Annotated in this window: 18 protein-coding genes and 1 pseudogene; 9 read left to right on the top strand and 10 right to left on the bottom strand. The window is 63.1% G+C overall.

Going from position 1 to position 19,730, the window contains the following annotated elements; translation table 11 throughout:
* Window positions 1-50: 50 nt before the first annotated feature.
* Window positions 51-1,223 (bottom strand): RsmB/NOP family class I SAM-dependent RNA methyltransferase, encoded by a 1,173-nt coding sequence (locus ACFOES_RS04510; RefSeq protein WP_377831984.1) that lies wholly within the window; start codon window positions 1,221-1,223, stop codon window positions 51-53.
* 102 nt (window positions 1,224-1,325) lie between these two features.
* On the bottom strand, window positions 1,326-1,820 hold the full coding sequence (locus ACFOES_RS04505; RefSeq protein ID WP_377831983.1) for a MarR family winged helix-turn-helix transcriptional regulator: 495 nt from the start codon (window positions 1,818-1,820) through the stop codon (window positions 1,326-1,328).
* Window positions 1,821-1,886: 66 nt separating this feature from the next.
* Between ACFOES_RS04505 and ACFOES_RS04500 the strand changes: the two genes are divergently transcribed.
* The 3 genes from ACFOES_RS04500 to ACFOES_RS04490 are packed head-to-tail and all read left to right on the top strand — an operon-like array spanning window position 1,887 to window position 3,463.
* Complete coding sequence (locus tag ACFOES_RS04500; protein ID WP_377831982.1) at window positions 1,887-2,363, top strand: carboxymuconolactone decarboxylase family protein; 477 nt, start codon at window positions 1,887-1,889, stop codon at window positions 2,361-2,363.
* The gene (locus tag ACFOES_RS04495; protein ID WP_377831981.1) at window positions 2,363-2,806 is read left to right on the top strand and encodes a GNAT family N-acetyltransferase; all 444 of its coding nucleotides are present in this window, start codon (window positions 2,363-2,365) and stop codon (window positions 2,804-2,806) included. The genes ACFOES_RS04500 and ACFOES_RS04495 overlap by 1 nt, the downstream gene beginning before the upstream one ends.
* Window positions 2,807-2,815: 9 nt before the next feature.
* Window positions 2,816-3,463: an FMN-dependent NADH-azoreductase gene (locus tag ACFOES_RS04490; RefSeq protein ID WP_377831980.1), complete on the top strand. Its 648-nt coding sequence runs from the start codon at window positions 2,816-2,818 to the stop codon at window positions 3,461-3,463.
* A gap of 14 nt (window positions 3,464-3,477) precedes the next feature.
* Here ACFOES_RS04490 and ACFOES_RS04485 read toward each other — a convergent pair whose 3' ends face one another.
* Window positions 3,478-4,752 carry a tyrosine-type recombinase/integrase gene (locus ACFOES_RS04485; protein ID WP_377831979.1) on the bottom strand — a complete coding sequence of 425 codons (1,275 nt, stop codon included), beginning with the start codon at window positions 4,750-4,752 and terminating at the stop codon, window positions 3,478-3,480.
* Window positions 4,753-4,795: 43 nt separating this feature from the next.
* Entirely contained in the window at window positions 4,796-5,026 is a 231-nt protein-coding gene (locus ACFOES_RS04480) for a helix-turn-helix domain-containing protein (protein ID WP_377831978.1), read from the bottom strand.
* An 88-nt stretch (window positions 5,027-5,114) separates the two neighbouring features.
* Here ACFOES_RS04480 and ACFOES_RS04475 point away from each other — a divergent pair, with 88 nt between their 5' ends.
* The gene (locus ACFOES_RS04475) at window positions 5,115-5,399 is read left to right on the top strand and encodes a helix-turn-helix domain-containing protein (protein WP_377831977.1); all 285 of its coding nucleotides are present in this window, start codon (window positions 5,115-5,117) and stop codon (window positions 5,397-5,399) included.
* 145 nt (window positions 5,400-5,544) lie between these two features.
* Window positions 5,545-6,012 carry a hypothetical protein gene (locus ACFOES_RS04470; protein ID WP_377831976.1) on the top strand — a complete coding sequence of 156 codons (468 nt, stop codon included), beginning with the start codon at window positions 5,545-5,547 and terminating at the stop codon, window positions 6,010-6,012.
* Between the two features lie 193 nt (window positions 6,013-6,205).
* Here the strand turns inward: ACFOES_RS04470 and ACFOES_RS04465 are convergent, their stop codons facing one another.
* Window positions 6,206-6,346, bottom strand: coding sequence for a hypothetical protein (locus ACFOES_RS04465; RefSeq protein ID WP_377831975.1), 141 nt, complete (start codon window positions 6,344-6,346; stop codon window positions 6,206-6,208).
* A gap of 103 nt (window positions 6,347-6,449) precedes the next feature.
* Here ACFOES_RS04465 and ACFOES_RS04460 point away from each other — a divergent pair, with 103 nt between their 5' ends.
* Together ACFOES_RS04460 and ACFOES_RS04455 are read left to right on the top strand one after the other, a co-directional pair.
* Window positions 6,450-6,827, top strand: a complete 378-nt coding sequence (locus ACFOES_RS04460) for a hypothetical protein (RefSeq protein WP_377831974.1) — start codon at window positions 6,450-6,452, stop codon at window positions 6,825-6,827.
* Between the two features lie 904 nt (window positions 6,828-7,731).
* Entirely contained in the window at window positions 7,732-9,525 is a 1,794-nt protein-coding gene (locus ACFOES_RS04455) for a hypothetical protein (RefSeq protein ID WP_377831973.1), read from the top strand.
* Between the two features lie 637 nt (window positions 9,526-10,162).
* Here ACFOES_RS04455 and ACFOES_RS04450 read toward each other — a convergent pair.
* Window positions 10,163-11,587: a UvrD-helicase domain-containing protein gene (locus ACFOES_RS04450; protein ID WP_377831972.1), complete on the bottom strand. Its 1,425-nt coding sequence runs from the start codon at window positions 11,585-11,587 to the stop codon at window positions 10,163-10,165.
* Entirely contained in the window at window positions 11,577-13,295 is a 1,719-nt protein-coding gene (locus tag ACFOES_RS04445) for an ATP-dependent nuclease (RefSeq protein ID WP_377831971.1), read from the bottom strand. The genes ACFOES_RS04450 and ACFOES_RS04445 overlap by 11 nt, the downstream gene beginning before the upstream one ends.
* A 285-nt stretch (window positions 13,296-13,580) precedes the next feature.
* Here ACFOES_RS04445 and ACFOES_RS04440 point away from each other — a divergent pair.
* Window positions 13,581-14,606: pseudogene (locus ACFOES_RS04440) on the top strand (IS1595 family transposase).
* A 101-nt stretch (window positions 14,607-14,707) separates the two neighbouring features.
* Here ACFOES_RS04440 and ACFOES_RS04435 read toward each other — a convergent pair.
* On the bottom strand, window positions 14,708-15,136 hold the full coding sequence (locus tag ACFOES_RS04435; RefSeq protein WP_377831970.1) for a MerR family transcriptional regulator: 429 nt from the start codon (window positions 15,134-15,136) through the stop codon (window positions 14,708-14,710).
* 111 nt (window positions 15,137-15,247) lie between these two features.
* On the opposite strand from ACFOES_RS04435, the gene ACFOES_RS04430 reads away from it, so the two are divergent.
* A complete protein-coding gene (locus ACFOES_RS04430; RefSeq protein ID WP_377831969.1) occupies window positions 15,248-17,467 on the top strand; it encodes a heavy metal translocating P-type ATPase in 2,220 nt (739 codons plus the stop codon).
* 543 nt (window positions 17,468-18,010) lie between these two features.
* Here the strand turns inward: ACFOES_RS04430 and ACFOES_RS04425 are convergent.
* Window positions 18,011-18,244 (bottom strand): hypothetical protein, encoded by a 234-nt coding sequence (locus ACFOES_RS04425; protein ID WP_377831968.1) that lies wholly within the window; start codon window positions 18,242-18,244, stop codon window positions 18,011-18,013.
* Window positions 18,245-18,333: 89 nt separating this feature from the next.
* A complete protein-coding gene (locus ACFOES_RS04420) occupies window positions 18,334-19,530 on the bottom strand; it encodes a Fic family protein (RefSeq protein WP_377831967.1) in 1,197 nt (398 codons plus the stop codon).
* Window positions 19,531-19,730: the final 200 nt, after the last annotated feature.

Here is a 19,730-nt window from a genome sequence, read left to right as displayed (position 1 = left end):
CAGGGAAATCCCGGCGCGAAACTCGTCTCTGGGTTGATTAAGGCCCGCGCTCAGCCGCGCGTCAAGAGCGCGAGATAGAAGCCGTCGCCGCCGTCGAGCGGGGTGAAGCGGCGTTCCTCGACCAGGTGCCATTCGGGATGGGCGGCGCGGAAGGCGGCGATCCGGGCGCCGTTCTCGACCGCCAGCAGCGAACAGGTGGCATAGGCCAGCGTGCCGCCCCCGGCCACGCAGGGCGCCGTCTTTTCGAGGATATCGGACTGGATCCGGGTCAGTTCTTCCAGCCGCTCCGGGGTCAGCGCCCATTTCGCCTCGGGCGCCCGGCGCCAGCTGCCGCTGCCCGAGCAGGGCACGTCCAGCAGCACCAGGTCATAGGGCGCCCGGCCCGGCACCTCGGCCGTGGCCAGCTGGACGATCTCCGCCCCGGCGCGCCCGGCCCGCGGGCCGAGGTCGCGCATCCGGCGCGGGGCGGCGTCATGGGCATAGAGCGTCAGCGCCGCCCGCGCCGCCATCGCCAGCGACTTGCCGCCGCCGCCGGCGCAATAGTCGAGCACCTTCTGCCCCGGCGCCAGCGGCAGCGCCTCGACCAGCGCCTGCGAGGCGGCGTCCTGCAGCTCGACCAGGCCCTCGCGATAGCAGGCGCCATTCTGGATTTTCCGCGCGTTCCCGGTGACTTCCAGCGCGGTCTTGGAAAGGGCGACGGGCCGGGTAGCGATGCCCTCCGCCGCCAGCCTTTCCTGCACCTCGGCGACAGTCGCCCTGGCCGTGTTGACCCGTAGGAAGACCGGCGCGCGCTGGCGCAGGGCCTCCATCACCGGCGCGAAATCCGCCCCCAGGCTGGCCTCGAGCTGCGGTGCCAGCCAGTCGGGGCAGTCGAGCGCCACCAGCCGGTCCAGTTCGATCGGCGCCGCCAGATGCGCCCGCTCGGCCTCGCTCAACGGCGCCGGGGCGTGGCGCTCGCCGGTGAACAGGGCGTCGATCTCGGTCCCCGCCTCGCGCAGCCCGCCGAGGATCAGCCCGCGGCCGCTGTCGGCCCCGCCGAGCGCGGCATGGGAACGGCGGCAGCGCAGGGCGGTGAAGACCAGGTCGCGGATCGCCGCCCGGTCGCCGGAGCCGGCGAAGCGGCTGGCCCGGGCCCAGCCCGACAGCGCCGGCTCGGCGGCGCTGCCGTCGCGGATGCGGTCGAGGATCTCGATGGCGGCGGAAAGGCGGGCGGCTGGGGTCATGGCGGGTGCTCGTGCTAGGGGCGGGCAAGGCGCAGCCCCGGGGTCCGGTGGCCGCGCGAGTTCCGGCGGTTGCCACGCGGATGCCGCCTCTTGCCCGCAGGGTCAAGCCCGGGGCGGGTCTTCGCCATCATCGTCGGCACCGGCCACGACCGCGACGCCGACCAGCCAGCGCCGCACCGCCGCTTCGTCCCCGGCGCTGACATTGGCGGTCAGTTCCTCTTCCAGCCGCTGCATCCGGGCCCGCGCCGCGGTCAGCAGCGCCCGCCCCTCCCCGGTCAGCTCGATGGTCTGGATCCGGCCATGCACCGGATGCGGCCGGCGCAGGATCGCGCCGCGCTTTTCCAGGTTCCCGATGATCACGCTGACCGTCTGCGGCGTCAGCATCGCCAGCCGGGCGATATCGGCGCCCGAGCGCCCGGGATAGGCCGCCAGCATGGTCAGGACCGAGAATTGCGGCGGCGTGATGCCGAGATCGCTCAGCGCCCGGTCGGCCCGGTTGCGATAGACCTGCGCCGCCTGGCGCAGCAGGTAGCCCAGATGGCCGTCCTCGCCCCGCTTGCCCTCGCCGACATCGGGGATGTTTCGCCTCTTGCGCATATTATCAGTGCTCTTATATGTTGTTCGTGCTTTGATATTAGGCGACCGCCGGAGAAAGGACCAGCCATGACGACCACAGACAGCCGTGTCGACTATGCCGATTTCACCCGGATCCTGCCCGGCGCCCAGCCGGCGCTGCTTGCCCTCGGCAAGGCGGCCGGTGATGCCGGCCTGGACAAGGCCCTGAGCGAGCTGGTGAAAATCCGGGTCTCCCAGATCAACGGCTGCACCTTCTGCCTGCGCTACCACCTCGATCTCGCGCGTGGGCTTGGCGTGGCGCAGGACAAGCTCGACCTCGTCGCCTGCTGGCGCGACGCGGGGCTGTTCGACGCCCGGGAACAGGCGGCGCTGGCCTGGGCCGAATGCCTGACCGAGATCGGCCCCGACGGCGTGCCCGAGCCGCTCCACGCCGCCCTGCGGGCCGTGTTCACCGAGACCGAGATCGTCGCCCTGACCGCCGCGATCGCCACGATCAACGCCTGGAACCGGCTTGGCGTCGGCCTGCGCTTCGCCCCCAGCCTGCGCAGCCGGGAGGCGGCGTGATGGAGGCGGCGTTCGAGGACGGCCTGCGTGCCGTCGACGGCGAGGCCGAGCTGCGCGCCTGCTATCCGCTGATGCGCCAGCTGCGGCCGCACCTGACCTCGGCCGGGGAGTTCGTCGCCCGCTGGCGGCGCCAGCACGATGCAGGCTACCGGCTGCTGGCGCTGTGGCAGGGCGACCGGCCGGTGGCGCTGGCCGGCTACCGGGTGCAGGAGAACATGATCCACGGCCGGCACCTCTATGTCGACGACCTGGTGACCGACGCCGAGGCCCGCAGCGCCGGCCATGGCGCGGTGCTGATGGCGCGGCTGAAGCAGGAGGCGCGGCGGCTCGGCTGCGACCGGCTGGCGCTGGACACGCCGATGAGCAACGCGCTCGGCCAGCGGTTCTACTTCCGGCAGGGGCTGCTGGCAACGGCGCTGCGCTTCCTGGCCCCGGTCGCGTAGAGGGACGCGATGACCGGCTCCCTGCTTCATGTCAGCGCCAGCCCGCACGGAGCGGACGCGCATAGCCGCCTCACCGGCGACCAGCTGGCGGCCCGGCTCTGCGCCACGGGTGGGCTGACGCATCTGCGCCGAGATCTGGCGGCCGAACCGCCCGCCCTGCCCGACCGCGCCTTCGCCGAGGCCTCGCTGACCGCGGAACCCGCGCGCAGCCCCGCCCAGCGGCGGGTGTTGGAAGCCTCGGAGCGCCTGATCGCCGAACTGGAGACCGCCAGCGCCGTCGTCATCGACACGCCGATGCACAATTTCACGGTGCCGGCCAGCCTCAAGGCCTGGATCGACCTCGTGGTCCGCCCGGGGCGGAGCTTCCGCACCACGGCGACCGGCAAGCAGGGCCTGCTTGCCGACCGGCCGGTCTTCCTGATCGCGAGTTGCGGCGGCCGCGTGAGCGGGCCCCATGGGCAGGCGGATTTCCTCACCCCCTACCTGCGCCACGTGCTGGCGACGATCGGCCTGCACGACCTGTCCGAGCTGGCGCTGGAGGGCATGCTGCGCGGCCCCGACAGCGTGGCGGCGCAGCAGCGCGCCGCCGAGACCTGGATCACGACTTGCGTCGACGCCTTCGCCCGGCGGCGGGAGCCGGCGCGGGATGCCTGCTGACGCCGCCCCGCGCCTCAGCCGACGCGGTAGTTCGGGCTCTCGCGGGTGATCTGGACGTCGTGGACATGGCTTTTGTTTTCATCTTTACCCTTGTTTTCTTGGCCGCGCCGGCTCGGTTGCTTCAGTTGCTTCAGTTCCAGGCTCGTATGCTTCTGAATTTCCGGCCACCACTCTGCTTCGAGGACCTCTGCGACCTGATAGATCGGCTCGAGCATCCGGCGCTTGTAGATGTCAGTTGTCGGGCTTCCTTCCTCGAACAGACGGCTTCTGTCACGTGCTGAAATCTCGAAGTGGCCGAGCACGCTTGAGATCGCTGCGTCACTGACGCGGCCATTGAGCCAGTCCGCAAGAGTCCTGCGGATTGAATACCAGTTCGCCTTGATCTTCCCGTCGTTTCTTATCCCAGCTCGTTTGACGAGGCGTTGAATGACTTGAGTGTTGTTCCTCGATGCAACAGCCCTGTCTCCTCCCCACTCGATTAGGAAGCCACTCCCAGGTGATAACATTCGTCTCTCGATGATCTGCTTCATGGGGCCAGTGATAGGGACAATCGGACGCCGCTTGTTCGACTCAATCTCCCCTTCCCCGAGCAGGTTGATGACTCCGAGTTCCTGGTCAATCTGGCTCAACTTCAGCGCACCTATCGCCCCAGGCCTGGCGCCAGTTCCGAGCGCGAAGAGAAGCTGGTCAAGGACATGCTGGTTCCGAGCCGCGTCTATCAGAGCTCCGATCTCACTGAACTCGAGATATCTCCCCTTTGGGGTTCTGTCTGCTGGTGCAGTCGTCCCTGAGACGGACGGCTTGAGGCCAGGGTGAATCCCAGTCAATCCGGCCTGGTGAGCAAGCGCGTGGACTTCGTATGCGGATGAGATGATGTCGTAGCTGGTGTTCGGGTGTAGGCCCTTGTCGTTCAAGAGCTTCACAAGCGCGCGCAGCGCAGGCCCCATCCTCGACATGCGAACTTGCCAGAGGTTCGGCCGGTAGTAGAGATCGAGACGATTACCGAGAAGACGCATCCTCTCCTTGCTGATCTTCTGCCGCTTCTCTGCCTCGTAGTTGAGCCATAGCTCTCCGAAAGTTGGATCTGATCCACTTGTTGGCAGGATCGTCTCGCTCGGGTCCATGATGACCCTGATCAGCTCCTTGGATTCCTTCCTCGCCGCGGGAAGCTTCGTCGACGCGAGTTGCTGGCTCTTGGTCTTCTTCGCGAACGCATCCCACCAGCGCAAGTATAGCTTCCCGCGATCCTCACAAATCGAGAATCTTCCAACCTTTTCCAGCGTCTTCATGCGATGCCTCACTCGTCAAAGAAAGGCATGCATGAGTCAGTTGTCAGATGATGTCAAGCAGCGCCTGCGCCCTGGCCTGTCCCCTGCGTGGTTGGGCGAGAATCCGAGGAGTCGCTCGGACTTTCTTCCTGGACAGATACTCGCTGATGTCGCTCTCCTCGTATCGGATTCCACGCTTTCCGACGATGGAGTGCTGGATCTCCCCGGAGCGGCGCATGTCTGAGAGAGTGCGCTTGCTTATGCTGAGGAATTCGGCCGCCTGGGCCTCGGTCATGAGTTGCTGTGCTTTCATGCGCAGGGAAAGGGAACTGCGCAGGAAAATCAGAAATTCAGTTTGACTTGCTGTTGCTCATTGAACACAGATGTCCTTCCCGGAGGTAGGCATGATAGATAACAACAGGCTTGGAGTAGCTCTTCGCGAGATCCGCGAAGCACGCGGACTGACGCAGCTTGAGGTCTCGAGAAGAGCCAGGATATCAACTCAAACTGTGTCTCTCATTGAGCGGACCGGAGAAGCGTCTTGGCAATCTCTTCGTCAGATAGCACGTGCTCTCGGTCTCAAAGCGCAGCTCGTCATTTCTGAAAAGCCAATCGACGAGGAAGTTGCGATCGCAGCTGGCGCAACACGTGTCATTGACATGCGCTGACGTAAACTTCCTACGTATTTCCAGACACTTCTGCCAGATCTGAGGATTTTCTCGAAAAAATGCGGACCAGGATTTGGGTGCCGCTGCCGTTCTCCTATTTCCCTTTCGTGGCCATGGAAGCAGCGCTGCGGCATGAGAGGCGAGAATGTCAAATCTTTTCAGCATGTTCCGCGGCTTCCGTGAACCACGAAGGCAGGGACAAGACATGGAATACATCCGACGACAGGCTGCCGGGAAGAACGAGAGCAAGCTCTATCTAAGAGCAGAGGCAACGATGAGGGTCGGCCAGGAAGCTGCGCGCAACGTCGTGCTCGGCAATTTCGAGATGCATGACAAGCCTAAGCTGACGGCCGAGCAAGCGAAGCAAGCTACGTTCACCGTCGTGAGGGGACCGTTCGCGAGGCGCGATGGTGTCCCGCTCGAATACAGTGCCGGGGCGCTTGGACGGAAGCCAATCGGCAACGAGGTGTCCCTCGAGGATCACATGCTCAAGCAGTCAAGAGAAGCGCGAAATACGCAGCTTCAGCGTCTCGCGCGAGAGCGCCGGAAGGCAAACCCAATCGCGAAGAGTGCTCAGAAGACAATGACAGCTGTCGCCGACGTGGAGCGGTGAAAGGAGTTGATGTCATCTGGGAGCAGTCCGCCTTGGCGAACGCGTTCTATTTTCACGCGTGAAAATGGCCGACGCGCGCAGTGTCAGAAGGAAAGGATCGGCTCCGGTTTCGGGGAACGCGCCGGCTCGAATGCTATCTAGGCCACTTGTAATGTATCGGAAATCTGATGCAGATTTTCACGTGTGAAAATCGTCAGAACGCATGGATCACTGCGAAAGCTGGGCAGCGCTTGTCATTTTCACGCGTGAAAATCTCGCCCAGGCTGCGGTCCTCCGGTGTGATGACCTTGTCCATCGCGCCCTCGACCTTCTCGACGCTCAAGTTGCGCTTCATGTCGAGCCATGCCTTTGTATTTATAGATTATCTCCCCGTCTGTCTTTTGCTTCAGAAGGAAGTTGGGTAAAACCCAGTGCAAACCAAAATTCTCGAGGCACTGATGAGCAAGAAAATCGTCGTCAGCTACAGAGCTGCGCCGGGTCTCTTTGACATGGCGATGGTCAAAGCAGCTATGTCGACCCCTGACAATACTGTCGTCAAAGAGGGTGGAGACGAATTCGCGGTGACGTTCTATCAGAGCTCGTTTGCGGACTTCGAGCGGTTCCAGGCGTCGACATCACCGATGCTCATGCTCCCGGGCCTTCCTGATCTGATCGCAGATTCATTCGACGAGACCATGGGGACGTTCTTCGCGCACGCCGATCAGCTTGTCGTCCACGTCATCCGTGACGAGGATGCAGTAGAGCTTGATCCGGAGCTATACTACGATGACGACGAGTCCGAGCTCATGATGATGTTCCATCCGAACGCGTGCTGACGTTTTCGGTATCGCGCGAGTGAGTGCGCTTGCCTTCGACATTCTAATCCAAACTGTCCCTGGAATTGGCCTCATCGCGGCTCAGCTGATCACCGCTTGGGAGACGTCCGCGAAAGCGCTCGAGTTCTTAGAGGATCTCTTTCGTTCGCGCTGTGTCATAAGTGGAGCTCTGGCAGGCTTTCTCTGCCCTGTCCCTTAGGATTTTGATCGCCTCTTGTGTGATGGGCTCGTCCTGGGCGCTCGCGCGTCCTTCATCGAGCATGGCGCGGAGCCTCTCTTCTGCTTCTGATCTACAAGACGCCATCATGCGATGATGCTCCCAGTCGGCTTCCATGGTCAAGCCGGCGCCATTTTTTCGAGCCTCGGGATCGCTCCCTGACAGGGAAAATCCGTGATCACCACCAGGAAACCACCCAGGGGGCAGGCTGGGGGCGTGCCTCCCGCCCCCTATTTCTCATTGTATATCAGGACCTTACCAACATTGAGGGCGAGGGGCACTCTTCCGGAACTTTTTCTAATGCGCGCAAGAATTCTCGCTTGATGTGATGAGTCACACGTGAAGAGAGACATCACAGTGCGAAGAAAAAGAATATCTCACATGAGAAGACCTACTGCCTGCCCCCTCTGCCAACTGGCAGTTAAGGCATTGTTTTAGCGACACAATTTGAGGGCATCACTCTTGCCCCCTGGTGCCCCCTGTTGCCCCCCAGCGAAAAACAGAAAACTGAAACGGACACACACGCTTCTGTGACTGGACATCTTTTTTGAGATATGAGTGCCGATCCCAATTCCCTCTTGCGACGCTCGTCGCGCTCCGAACCCGGACCAGTGAAAGCCCCCAGGATTGGCCTCCTGGGGGTGGCCCGGGAGAGGAGGCCAAGACTGGAACAGGGATGACAAGAGCATGATCGTGCACGGCAACTTCGTCGGCGCATTCGAAGAGAAGCGCGACCAACTCCTCGCCGAAAAAGCCGAGAAAGAAATCCACGCAGCTGCTGCCTCCGCGCGCCGCCAGAGCGCGCAGAAGCATGATCGTGAGGCTGCAGCTATCGAGGCTGCCCAAGCACGTGCAGCCGTTACAGAAGTGAACGCAAGGCTGCGCCAGGCCGAAAAGGACCTCGCTGCTGCTCAGTCGGAAGCGAAGAAGATTGCGAAGGATCAGGCGAAGCTTGAGGCGATGAACGAGCGCGCTGAGGCACGCCGAATTCGTGAACAACTCGCCGAGGACAATCCTCTTCTGGCCTTCGAAGTCAACTACTCCGCACTCGGTGCCTGGGTTGCTGAGCGTGCATCAGGCCGCGCTTGCTATACGGAAGGTGCTGGATGGGGAGAGTGGACTGGGACACACTGGCAGTTCTCGCGCAAGCCATCCGCTGAACTTCTTGATCGTGTGCGCCGTCTCTATGCCGCCGAACGTGGTGAAGTGGCAGAAAAGCTGAACTCAAATGCGAAGTCTGCCGAAAACATCCTCTCCCACGCCAAGGGCGCTCTGACTGTCCCGCGGGATCGCTTCAACACGTTCGCGGTCGCTCACCTAATCGCGTTTCAAAACTGCACCGTCGATCTCCGCACCGGAGATACGATGCCTCATGATCCTGAGCACTACATGACCGGATGCCTTCAGTGCGACTACGATGAGAATGCCGATCTCGACAGGGTGCTTAGGACATTCGCTCGCTTCTGGCCGAAAGATCATGAGACAGCCGAGATGTTCCAGACCGCGATCGGATACAGCGCCACCGGGGAGGTCGCAGCAAAGCGGTCGTTCTTCATGGTCGGCAACCAAGACAATGCCCTTCAGAATGGAGACAACGGCAAGTCGCTCGTCCAAGACGCGCTCGTGAAGCTCTTTGGCATTGGTCTTGGAGGCTGGGGCGCCGCAGTCAAGCCGGGCATCATCCTCGACACTGGAGATCGTGATGCAAACAGCCACGACGGTGCGAAGACACCGCTCATCTGGCGTCGCATGGCAATGTCGTCGGAGCCACGGAAGGGGTCGTCAATTGAGGCCGGAGAGTTCAAGCGCCTCTCCGGCGGGGACGTCCAGTCAGCCCGCCCGCCGCACGCGGAGCACGCGGTCGAATTCGTGAATTTTGCCTCGTTCTGGATGTCTCTCAATGACATGCCGCGTTTCAAGAGCTTCGATCGTGCGACAAGGGTTCGACTTACCCCGTTCCCGTTCACTGAGACGTTCTATGACCCTGGCACGGCGCCAGAAGGTGGCCAGGAGAAGGAGTTCGGACTCAAGGAGTGGCTCGAGAGTGAAGACGGTCAGAAGGCTCTCGCGCTCTACGTCGTCAGCGGAGCGATGAAATATTACGCGGCGAACGACGGCAAGGCTGGCAACTTCCCGGACAGTGCTCGTGTGGCTGAACTGCGTGAGCAGATCATGAAAAACGCGAACCCATACCGTGAGATGTTCGAGAACTGGCTCGAGTTCTCGCCGCGGGCCGACGTAACTAAATCGTCTATCTCGTCGCTGCTTTCGGATCATCTCGGAGGCAGACCGAAGGACAGGGAGAAAAGCGCCTTCGAAGATGCCCTGCGCGGTCAGGGTGTCACCGAGGTGAAGGTCAGGGGCATCCGCATGTGGCGCGGCGTTGGTCTGACGGTTGAAGGTCGCAAGGTCGCGTCGCTGCGTGGTCACCACAACCCAGACACCTGGCGTCCTGCTGTCCGTATTGTCGCTGCCGAGTGATCCCGTGCGCCCCGGGGCAACGTGGCACTTACCTACACCCCCGATCCTTCGATAGTTTTCGGGGTGATTTAAGCTACTCTCTGACCCTGCTGGCCGGTTTCAATCTGGTTGAGGTAGACTATGGCCCGCGGCTGCACGCCGTATTCCGCAACCAGCTCCGACACGGTGCCCACGCCCTTTACAGCTTCCAGCGCCATACGAGCCTTGAGGCCCGCTGGTCCTGTGTTTCGACATGCTCTGATCTCCTCGTGCTTGGAGACCAGAAAACGGCAGATCACTTCTTGCGCTCTTCCGAGTCGCGCTCGGGAAGCCAGCCCTTCGGGATGGGGTAGTCCTGAACAATCGAAGTCATCACTTTTCCTCATTTCCAGTGTCCCATGATGGCATATGGCAGCGCGTCGGCTCAACGGAAAAGACCCGCCGAAGCGAGAATATGGGAATAAGGGCGAGCATCTTGAGCTTCACCGCCCAACCCGCGGCCATCGCCGACGAGCAAGTGAGCGCCTTCGTCGACTCGAAGAGCGCTTCGCAGCTTCGACACCAGGGGAACCCAGCATGATCTTCCGCCCCAACGCGCCCTCGCGCGCTTTTCATACGAATAGTCAGGTCTCGCCCCCCGGAATGCTGCCCGGTGATATCATCCCAAGAGGTGCGTCGGCGAGCAGACCACCAGCTTCCTGGAGCCCCGGGTCAACGCGACGTAGAGGTTCTTCCTGTTTTTTGCTGCGTCACGGTCGAAGTCGCTCGCATCCAGGATGACCGCGACATCGCCCTCGAGCCCCTTGAGCAGGAGTGGACTTCCCACGGCTTTCGTTGGGAGGAGTCGCCCGAGCACGCGCTGCTGTTCGCGGATGCGCTTGGCGGCCTCCAGAAAGCTTACATCGGGGCCGGACGATCGGAGGGCCTTGATGCAGGTGCGCAGGATCTCCGGCCGAAACGTCCGAGCACCCTGTGCGGCCTCGAGCGCATCGAACAGGGCGATGAGGGAGGCGGCATCCCCAACTTCCCGGTATCGGATGGCCGCAAGTTCGTGCGCCTCGGGCGGTGCCCGGTGCCGAGCCGCGGCGATTGTTGCCGCCCGGGCCGCGATGCCCTTCCGATCAACGCCCGTCATGACTGCGAAGGCGAAGTCGAGAGCGGCTTCCAGATTTCCCGGGGCGACGAGGTCGACCTCGCGTGCGAAGTCCGTGACCTCCGTAAGATCGACGGCTTCGACAGTCACAGCGCCCGGTGTCTGCTTCGCCAGCTTCCGTTGCAGATCCTTCTGAATTCCACCAGTCATGATCAGGACTTCTCCTCCGGCCCGCGGGGACCGAGTGAGGCAAGCGAGGCGCTGCTTTTCGTGATCGGTCACGCCGTCCAGATGAATCCAGGAGACATCGGGGGGTGCCGTTCGCAGGTCGATCCGGGCACCGGCCTTCAGCGTGCGACGCGCCTCGAGCAGCCAGGCCCCGAGTTCATGGGCGCCGGCATTTTCCCATCGCCACGGTCGGGTCAGTTCCGCGACCAATGGAAAGTTGCCGACCACGTCGTCATCCCAATCCGGGTGGTGGCCCCGCCAGTTGAAGATTTCCTGCATCGGATCGCCGAGGACGACGGTCGGCAGAATGCTCGCGAGATGACAGACCACGGCATGCTGATCGGGGTCGCAGTCCTGATACTCGTCGACGATGACCCGACTGAAGCTTGCGAACAGCACCTCGTCTATATGCCGACCGGCGAGAAGACGCGCGATCGCCGCCTTGATGGCTGGGTAGTCCCGTCTGGCATCCTCGAGGTCGAGGTGAGCGGGCGCGATCCCGGACCGCGCAGGAAAGGTCTTTAGGATGCGAAGGGCCCAGCCGTCGATCGTCGACAACCGGTAACGATCATGCGGCACCCGATGTCGCGACAACCGATGCCGAAGCGCGGCGACCCCTGCATTAGTGTGAGTCAGGACAAGGACAGGTTTCGGGGCGGAATGGCGGCGGAGTGCGGAGACGATCAGCTCTGTCTTGCCGCAGCCTGCCGGCGCTTCCACCGCACCCTTAGTGACCTGAAGTAGGTCAAAGTCATCTGACATTCAGGCACCATTTTCGGATGGTGTTGATCGACTTACGAAATTCCTTGTCCAATTTCGTGGCCCTCGGGGCGATGACATCCCGGGCAACGCGCTCCATGGTCGAAATGTTTTTGAACCAACCCTTCCCGGACGCTTCCCCGAGCGCGTGACGTGAGGCATCGCTGAGTTCGCTTGCCGCAACTTCGGCGAGGACCGTGGCCAAGGTGACCTTGTTTTCGGAGACCGTTTTCAGCTGATCATTGATCGACTGCTCCTCTCGCTCCTCCAATGCGATGTCCAGGAGCGGTCTCACGGCGTCCGGTGGAATTGAGTCGAATATTTCCACCTCGATCTTCTTGCCTTCCCGCCAAGTAAAGACGCACCCCCCGTCCAGTTGGAAATCGGTTTCCTTCGCTTCAGATGGGCGCTTGTCGTCGTCCCGAAAAAGGGCGGATCGGTAACCGAGGGTGCGGAAGGCCTGCGCTCGGCTGAGCATCTGATCGCTCCCCCCACCGCCATCGACAAGGCATGCCCCGGCCGCGTGCAACGTGCCCTTTCCTTGGTCATCACACCACTGGTCGATGCCCCGAACAAACCCGACCTCTGTTGCGCCTTCGCAGACCAAGATAGACTTGGCGAGAAACGCCTCAGGGAAGAGCCGTGCCGTCCCCTGCAGCTCAGGATGATCTCCAGCTCGTTTCAGGTCTGGACCATGATTGCCCCGCCGCGCGATTGTCAGAGGTGTCAGGCCGAGCTCCCGAACGACCACAGGCGAATGACTGGTCATAAATACTTGGAGGGAAGGTTCGGCGTCCTTCGCACCGAGCGCGTTCAGGAACTGGATGATCCGGTGCGGCTCGAGCCCGTGTTCTACCTCATCGACCAGCACGATCGCCGATCCCGCCGCAGCCTCCTTCTGCAAACCGGCAATCAGAAGGCGCGTCGATCCGATACCCATTCCCTTCAGCGGGATGCCGTCTGCATTGTGGAGGGAGATCGTGCCGGCCGACACGGATACCGAGTGGGCATCCAATTCGGCGTGGAGGTCGTTCCCGTCTCCAATGCCCAACCCGTCCGCGACTTCTTTGACCTTTGCCAGCCCTTCCGACAGCTGCTCGTCCGCCGTGTCGCCGAATTGTGCCCTGGCGTCACGCGCCGCAGCGAGCAGGATCGCGGATGCGTCGGCCTTCTCATTGGATAGCTTGTTCAAGACGGAGCCACGCCTCCATGAGAGGTTCACGTCCGAAAAGGAGCCGATCCGCGTCGGGGCGATGTCCTGCCGATCTGACCAAGCGAGGTAGCGCTCGCTCCCGAGTGCAGCCGCGCGATCGGAGACCAGTGTCCAGACAGGCTCGAGATCCGCACCCACCGTCAACCTGAGGCACAATACCGTTTCGAGAGCGGCCTGCGGCTCGTCCTCAATTTCTCCGCTTGCGGCATCGAAGCCGCGCAGAAAGAGGCCGTAGGCGTCGAGGTTCTTCAATCGGTCGGACAATGCGCCGAGCGTGATGGTTATCTCGATCGGCGCGTCGACGGCGAGTTCGGTGAAGTCCGCGTCGGTGAACTGGATCGTGCGCCTGGCCCCCATGCAGAGATCAATGGCGTCGAGGATGGTCGACTTGCCGCTGTCGCCAGGACCCACCAGGCAGTTGATGCCCGGCGTCGGGAACCAGGACAGGCTTCTGATGCACCTAAAATTCAGAACTTCGAGTTTTCGAATCTGGGCCATTCTCGTCCGCGGGTTGTATCGACTTCTTTTACCACCCGGATCTCGTCAGGCCATTCATTTTCCTCGGTTCTCCTGAGCCGAATGCAATCAGCACATGCCTCGACCAATTCACCGGTCTCAGACCGGGGCGTCGAAATGTTTCGCCATTATCCACGAAACAAAGCCGCGTCTCCGGCAGGTCCAACATAGGTTGCCATATCTACGCCTAACGACTGCCATCACGTAGTCGCTTCGCCTTTTCAGGAAAGAGCCAATCTATGGGGTTCCCCGAAGCGAGGCTCGATCATGATCACCGAACTCAAGTCCGTGCGTGATGTCTGGAAGAAGATGCCGACCGAACGCCATGCCCGGATCTTCCTCGAGCAGGCGATCTGGGCCGGGGACCGATTCTGCCCGCATTGCGGCAGCTTGCGCTCGACACGGCTTCGGGGCGACACCACGCGCGCCGGTCTCTACCAGTGCGCTGAGAAGGAATGTCGGCGGCAGTTCACCGTCACCACGAAGACGCCGCTCCACGCGACGAAGCTCGACCTGCGCATCTGGGTCGCCGCCATATTTCTCGTGCTGACTTCGTCCAAGGGGATTTCATCCGTCGTCATGGCGCGCATCCTTGGGGTGAACCAGAAAACGGCGTGGAAGCTCGGCCACGCAATCCGGGAGCTGATGGACGACCGCGAGGGGTTTGCTGGTCAGTTGTCGGGCGTCGTCGAAGTCGATGAGGCCTTCGTCGGCGGCAGGCCGAAGTTCAAGCATGGGGTGAAGAACAAGCGGGGCCGCGGCACCGGTAAGCCGATTGTCCTGGTTGCCGCCGCCCGAAATGGTCAGGCGCGTGCCGTCCTCGTCCCGAATGCCCAAGGGCGCACGATGGGCCCGATCATCCGAGACTGGCTCGACCTGGACTCAGTGATGATCACCGACAAGAACTCGACCTACAGGAAGATCGGCGCCGCCTTCGCCGGGCACATGACGGTGCAGCACAACAAGCACGAATATGCCGACCGCAGGACCGGGGCGCATATCAACACCGCAGAAGCGGTGAATGCCGTCGTGCAGCGCGCGTTGATCGGGGTCTACCACCGGCTGGGGAGACAACACCTCCAGCGCTATCTCGATGAGATCCTGTAGCGTTGGAACCACCGTGTGCCGACGACGAAGGTCCGGACCCAGAAGTCGGCCTCGGGACATGCATCCGCTGAAACGACGACGGTCTGGAAGCCCATCCCGGTCGTCGATCAGATGCGGGGACTGCTCCGTTGCGCCGTGGGGCGTCAGATGCGGCGGACACCGTCGTGGGGGCTACGCTGGCCATGAGCCCTTCATGGCGGAGGGCGCCTTCGACCCCACTCTGCCTGCAACATGTCGGGTCAAGTTCGCACATGCAGTGTGGCGCGGCAGGTCGCGGACGGCCCATATTAGCCGACTTCGTCATGGTCGTCGGCAAGGCATTCCGAATGGTCGCGCAGCACCTCCAGCACTCGGCAGTCGGAGGTCGTTCCGCCCCTGCACTCGCCGATCATCCGCTCCAACTCCTGCTTGAGCGCCTCGAGCCGCGCCAAACGGTTCCCGACCTCGCGCAATTGACGCCGGGCGATCGAATCCGCGGCGCCGCAGTCACGGTCGGGATGATCGGAGAGGTCCAGGAGCTCGCGGATCGCGTCGAGCGGGAAACCGAGCTGGCGCGAATGGCGGATGAAGGCAAGCCGGTCGAGATCGGCATCGCCATAGCGCCGCTGCCCGCCCTCGGTGCGCCCCGGTTCCGGCATCAGGCCGATCTGTTCGTAGTATCGGATGGTTTGCACCTTGGTGCCGGTCCGACGTGCAAGGTTTCCGATCGTATGCATGTCATCCCTCCATCGCCGTGAAGAAAGTCTGAACTTTCCCCTTGAAGCTACAGTAACTGTAGCTCCTATCTTGTCCGCTGTCGAGAAAACGAAGCGAGCGGAAGGCAGCAGATGATGGACAGAGCGGAGCTTCACGAATGGCGCGTGACGGGGATGGATTGCGGGTCCTGCGCGGCAAAGGTGCGCGGCGCGGTCGAGATGCTCCCAGGTGTCGACGCCGTCGAGGTGACGCTGATGAACGAACGGCTGCGGCTGTGGCTCGACGCGGACAGGACTTCCCGCGAAACGGTGGAGAAGGCGGTGCGCCGCCTTGGCTACGGCATCTCGGCCAAAGGCGCCGCGCCGGAAAAGCCCAAGGGCGCGTTCGTGCTGCCGGACGAGGCCTTTCCGGAAGCGGGCGAGTCCGTGGAAGCGGCTGACATCTCCCCTCGGCACGGTGCCACCCCGAAGCCCGATCCCACCTGGTATGCGACGGCCAAGGGGCGCCACCTGATCGGCACCGGGGCTTTGCTCGCCTCGGCATGGATCGTCGAGCTCCTTGTCGGTGGCCCTGTCGCGCATTGGGTCTTCGTGCTGGTCACCCTGATCGCCGTCGCCCCCGTGGCGAAGCGGGCCGCCCTGATGGCCCGGGCGCGGATGCCCTTCACCATCGAGATGCTGATGAGCATCGCCGCCACCGGCGCCCTCTTCGTCGGCGCCGCGGAAGAGGCCGCGCTCGTGGTCTTCCTCTTCGCGGTCGGCGAGATGCTGGAAGGCCTTGCCGCATCCCGCGCGCGCGGCTCCATCCGGGCGCTGGCCGACCTGGTGCCCAAGACCGCGCGGCTGGTCGTCGGCGACCGCATCCGCGAGGTCCCGGCGGAAAGCCTTGCCATCGGGCAGATCGTGCAGGCCCGTCCCGGGGACCGGATCCCCGCGGACGGCAGTATCGTGCGCGGCACCTCGGGCGTCGACGAGAGCCCGGTAACGGGGGAAAGCGTGCCGGTGGTCAAGGAACCGGGCGACGAGGTTTTCGCGGGCTCGATCAACACCGAGGCGGAGCTGCGCATCCGTGTCGGGAAGTCCGCCGAGGACAACACGATTTCCCGCATCCTGCAGCTCGTCGAAGAGGCCGAGAGCGCCCGCGCCCCGGTCGAGCGCTTCATCGACCGGTTCAGCCGGGCCTACATGCCGGCGGTGGTCGGCGTGGCCCTGCTCGCCGCCGTCCTGCCGCCGCTCCTTTTCGGCGCGGCATGGGAGACGTGGATCTATCGCGGCCTTGCGCTCCTGCTGATCGGCTGCCCCTGCGCGCTGGTGATCTCGGTCCCCGCCGCAGTCGCCGCCGGGCTGTCTTCGGGCGCGCGGCATGGTCTGCTCATGAAGGGCGGCGCGGTGATGGAGACGGCGGCAAAGACCACCCTCGTCGCCTTCGACAAGACCGGCACGCTGACCGAGGGGCGCCCCCAGATCACCGATGTCGTGCCGCTGCATGGCGACACCGCCACGCTCCTCGCCACCGCTGCGGCGGTCGAGATGGGCAGCAGCCATCCGCTGGCGCAGGCGATCCTTGCGCGGGCCGAGGCAGAGGGCGTCACGGTTCCGCAGGCCACCGGGGCCACGACGATCCCGGGCCGGGGCGCGCGTGCCGACATCGCGGGCGAGACGTGGAACGTCGGCGCCCCGCGCATGGCCGCAGAGGCGGAGGTGCTGAGAGATACCGACCGCGCGACCGTCGAGGGGATGGAACGCGAGGGCAAGACCGTCGTTGCCGTCTTCACGGCGGATCGTCTTCTGGGGCTGATTGCGCTGCGCGACGAGCCGCGCGCGGATGCAGCCGAGGCAGTCGCAGTGCTGAAGGACATGGGCATCAACTCGGTCATGCTGACGGGCGACAACCCGGTGACGGCCCGCGCCATCGCCGGAGGCCTGGGCATCGAGGCCCGCGCCGGCCTGCTGCCCGAAGACAAGGTCGCGGAGCTGCGCGACCTCGCAGGCAAGGCCCATGTCATGATGGTGGGTGACGGCATCAACGACGCCCCGGCGCTGGCCACCGCGCATCTGGGCATTGCCATGGGTTCGGGCACCCATGTCGCGCTCGAGACGGCGGATGGCGCCTTGCTGCGCGACCGGGTGATGGACGTCGCCGGACAGATCCGGCTGGCCCGCGCGACGATGGCCAACATCCGTCAGAACGTGGCGATTGCGCTGGGGCTGAAAGGGGTGTTCCTTGTGACCACCCTGATCGGCCTCACCGGCCTCTGGATCGCGGTGATGGCTGACACCGGCGCAACCGTGCTGGTTACCATGAACGCGCTGCGGCTCCTGCGCTTTAGGGCAGACCAGAAAGGCGGGTGACGCCTTTTCTCAGGCGGTTGCGGCACAGGGCCCAGAAGACGATCGCGGCGCCGAGCGAAAGCTCCAAGCGCCCGGCGATCATTTGTGACCAGCTTGGTGATGGTCGGGATTCCGTTCTGCTTTCAAGCCCCGTCGCAGCCGCAGCGGATATCGAGCGAATGATAGGGATGTCCTGCGAAGCAGTCGTCTTCAAGGCTCCCGCGCCTGCAGCTTTTTCTCGTGGATAATAGGGAAATGTTTTGCTGTCAGTTATGACCCGGCATCGGGGTGGTGCTCCGCTCTGGCATCCATGATCGCGTCTTCGAGAGCCGACGCCTTGCCCTCGAAAATGCTTCCCATATCCCGGACATACTGCGGTGTGAGGTCGACACGCCGGGTCCGCTCACTGTCGAACCCGTTGTCATGCAACTTTGGCGTCAACCGATTGCTTGATGACTCGGCTGCCCGCCTTGAGCCTCAACGGAAAATTCTGGATGCAGGCGTCGGGCAGCACCACCTGGCGCCGCCCGTTCACCGCCCCCAACGGAAGCCCCTTCAGAGGCCTTAGCGATAGATGCTGAGGCTCTTGATCGGCCCCTGAGGACTTGCGCCCCGAGTTACCTCAATCGTCAGCCCGTAGCGGCCGTCCACGACCTGGTGCATGGCATTCTCCACTACGGCCTCGACGTCGATGAAGAACTCCGAGGTCTGGAAGCGATCCTTCCGCTCCTTGAAGTGCCACAAGCAGGCCAGCTCCTCGCTGTCGAGGTATTTCGCGCGCTTGATCCCTTCCAGCAAGGGCTCATGGAATACCTCTGGGTGGGTGTCGAAGCCGAGGCGCTCAAGCTAACTCTGCATGATCTCTATCCAAGAGGCTTTCCCGACCTCTACACCGGCTCTTCCGCGAAGAGGTTGGGAAACAGCCGCTCCCGGTAGTCGAGCGGAAACGCGAGGCGGACCGGCGTCTTCGGGCTGTCCGACCTTAGGAAGCCGAGCCTCACAAGCTCAGCGAGCGTCTTCCTCGCCGTAACGTCCGATACCTTGAGCACGAGCCCAGCCTCACCCCGGTTCAGCTGGCCATGCCGTAGCACCGCGGAGATCAGCTCGGGCGCGCGCTTGTCGCCGGTCACGTCCAGGACGAGTCGTTTGTAGCGACCTTCGAGCCCCGCCAGATCGAACAGTCCGGTCGTGAAACGGATTTGATCGAGCATCACCCTCATGAACCAGGCCGTGAAGCTCTGTAGGGCCGCAAGGGAGAGGTTTCCACGACCGTCACGATCCCCACGGCGCGGACTGTCCGCCATGTCCATCATGCGCTTGTATTCGCCCCGGTCCTCGAGACCGCGCGCAAGCCCACGCGAAATGGACCACAGTCCCTGCCCTCCGATCCCGGCCTTGAGAGCCATGGCATGGGACATGAGGCGGCTCACGCGGCCATTGCCGTCAGGAAAGGGGTGGATGTAGTTCAGGCGATGATGCGCGCCGGCGATCGCGATGATCCGGCCGCTGGCCGAGTTCTCGGCCGTGCGATAGCGCTTCGCGAAATGGTCGAGGAAGTCCCCGACGCGATTTGACGACGGGGGCAAATGCCGACCGACAGCAACCTCTGGATCGCCCTCGCTCCGGAATTTGCCCGGCACGATCTCTTCCCGGCGGCCATCCGGATACTCGACGAACCGAAACTCCTCGGGCATCTCCTCATAGAAGCCCTCGTGGACCCACGACAGGAAGCCTGGGCCGGTCGGCGAAGGGAGCGTTCCCCTCAGGTAGTCCTCGTCGATCTGACGCTGAACGATTACATGGGCCCGTGCTTCGAGGGCGAGTGGCCTTGTCTCATCAGCCAGCTCGGCACCGCGCAGAGCATTCTCGATGTCCCGCGGGCGGGTGTTATGCCCTTCAATCAGGTTCGAGTAGTAGCAGTTCATGATCCTGACGAGGTCCGCGAGTTCTCTCGCGCTATCGGGATGCAAACCACGACCGAGAGCATCGGCCGCCCGCTGGATTTCGACGGCGAGGTCCGCGAGCTCCGCAGGGAGGAACTCCTCGAAGAGACAAGGTTCTATGCGACCGGGAGTCTCGATCATTTGTCGATCCTTGGAATAGCCTTATACATTGTATGATATAGAAAAATATGGATAATGCGAGGAAGATTTTCGATCTTTGGTTTCGATCTTGCGTTTGCCGGCGGTGCCGCTCGGGAGCGGGCATGTCATGTCCCAAACCATCTGACGGCGGACATTCCGATCCACTGAAATGTTCCATACGGCAAGGATCAAGCGCCTTG

Origin of the sequence: Acidimangrovimonas pyrenivorans (assembly GCF_042643245.1) — a bacterium.
GTDB classification, from domain to species: Bacteria; Pseudomonadota; Alphaproteobacteria; order Rhodobacterales; family Rhodobacteraceae; genus Acidimangrovimonas; species Acidimangrovimonas pyrenivorans.
The sequence above is the reverse complement of the archived record's forward strand: the minus strand, read 5'-3'. Positions and strand labels throughout refer to the sequence as shown.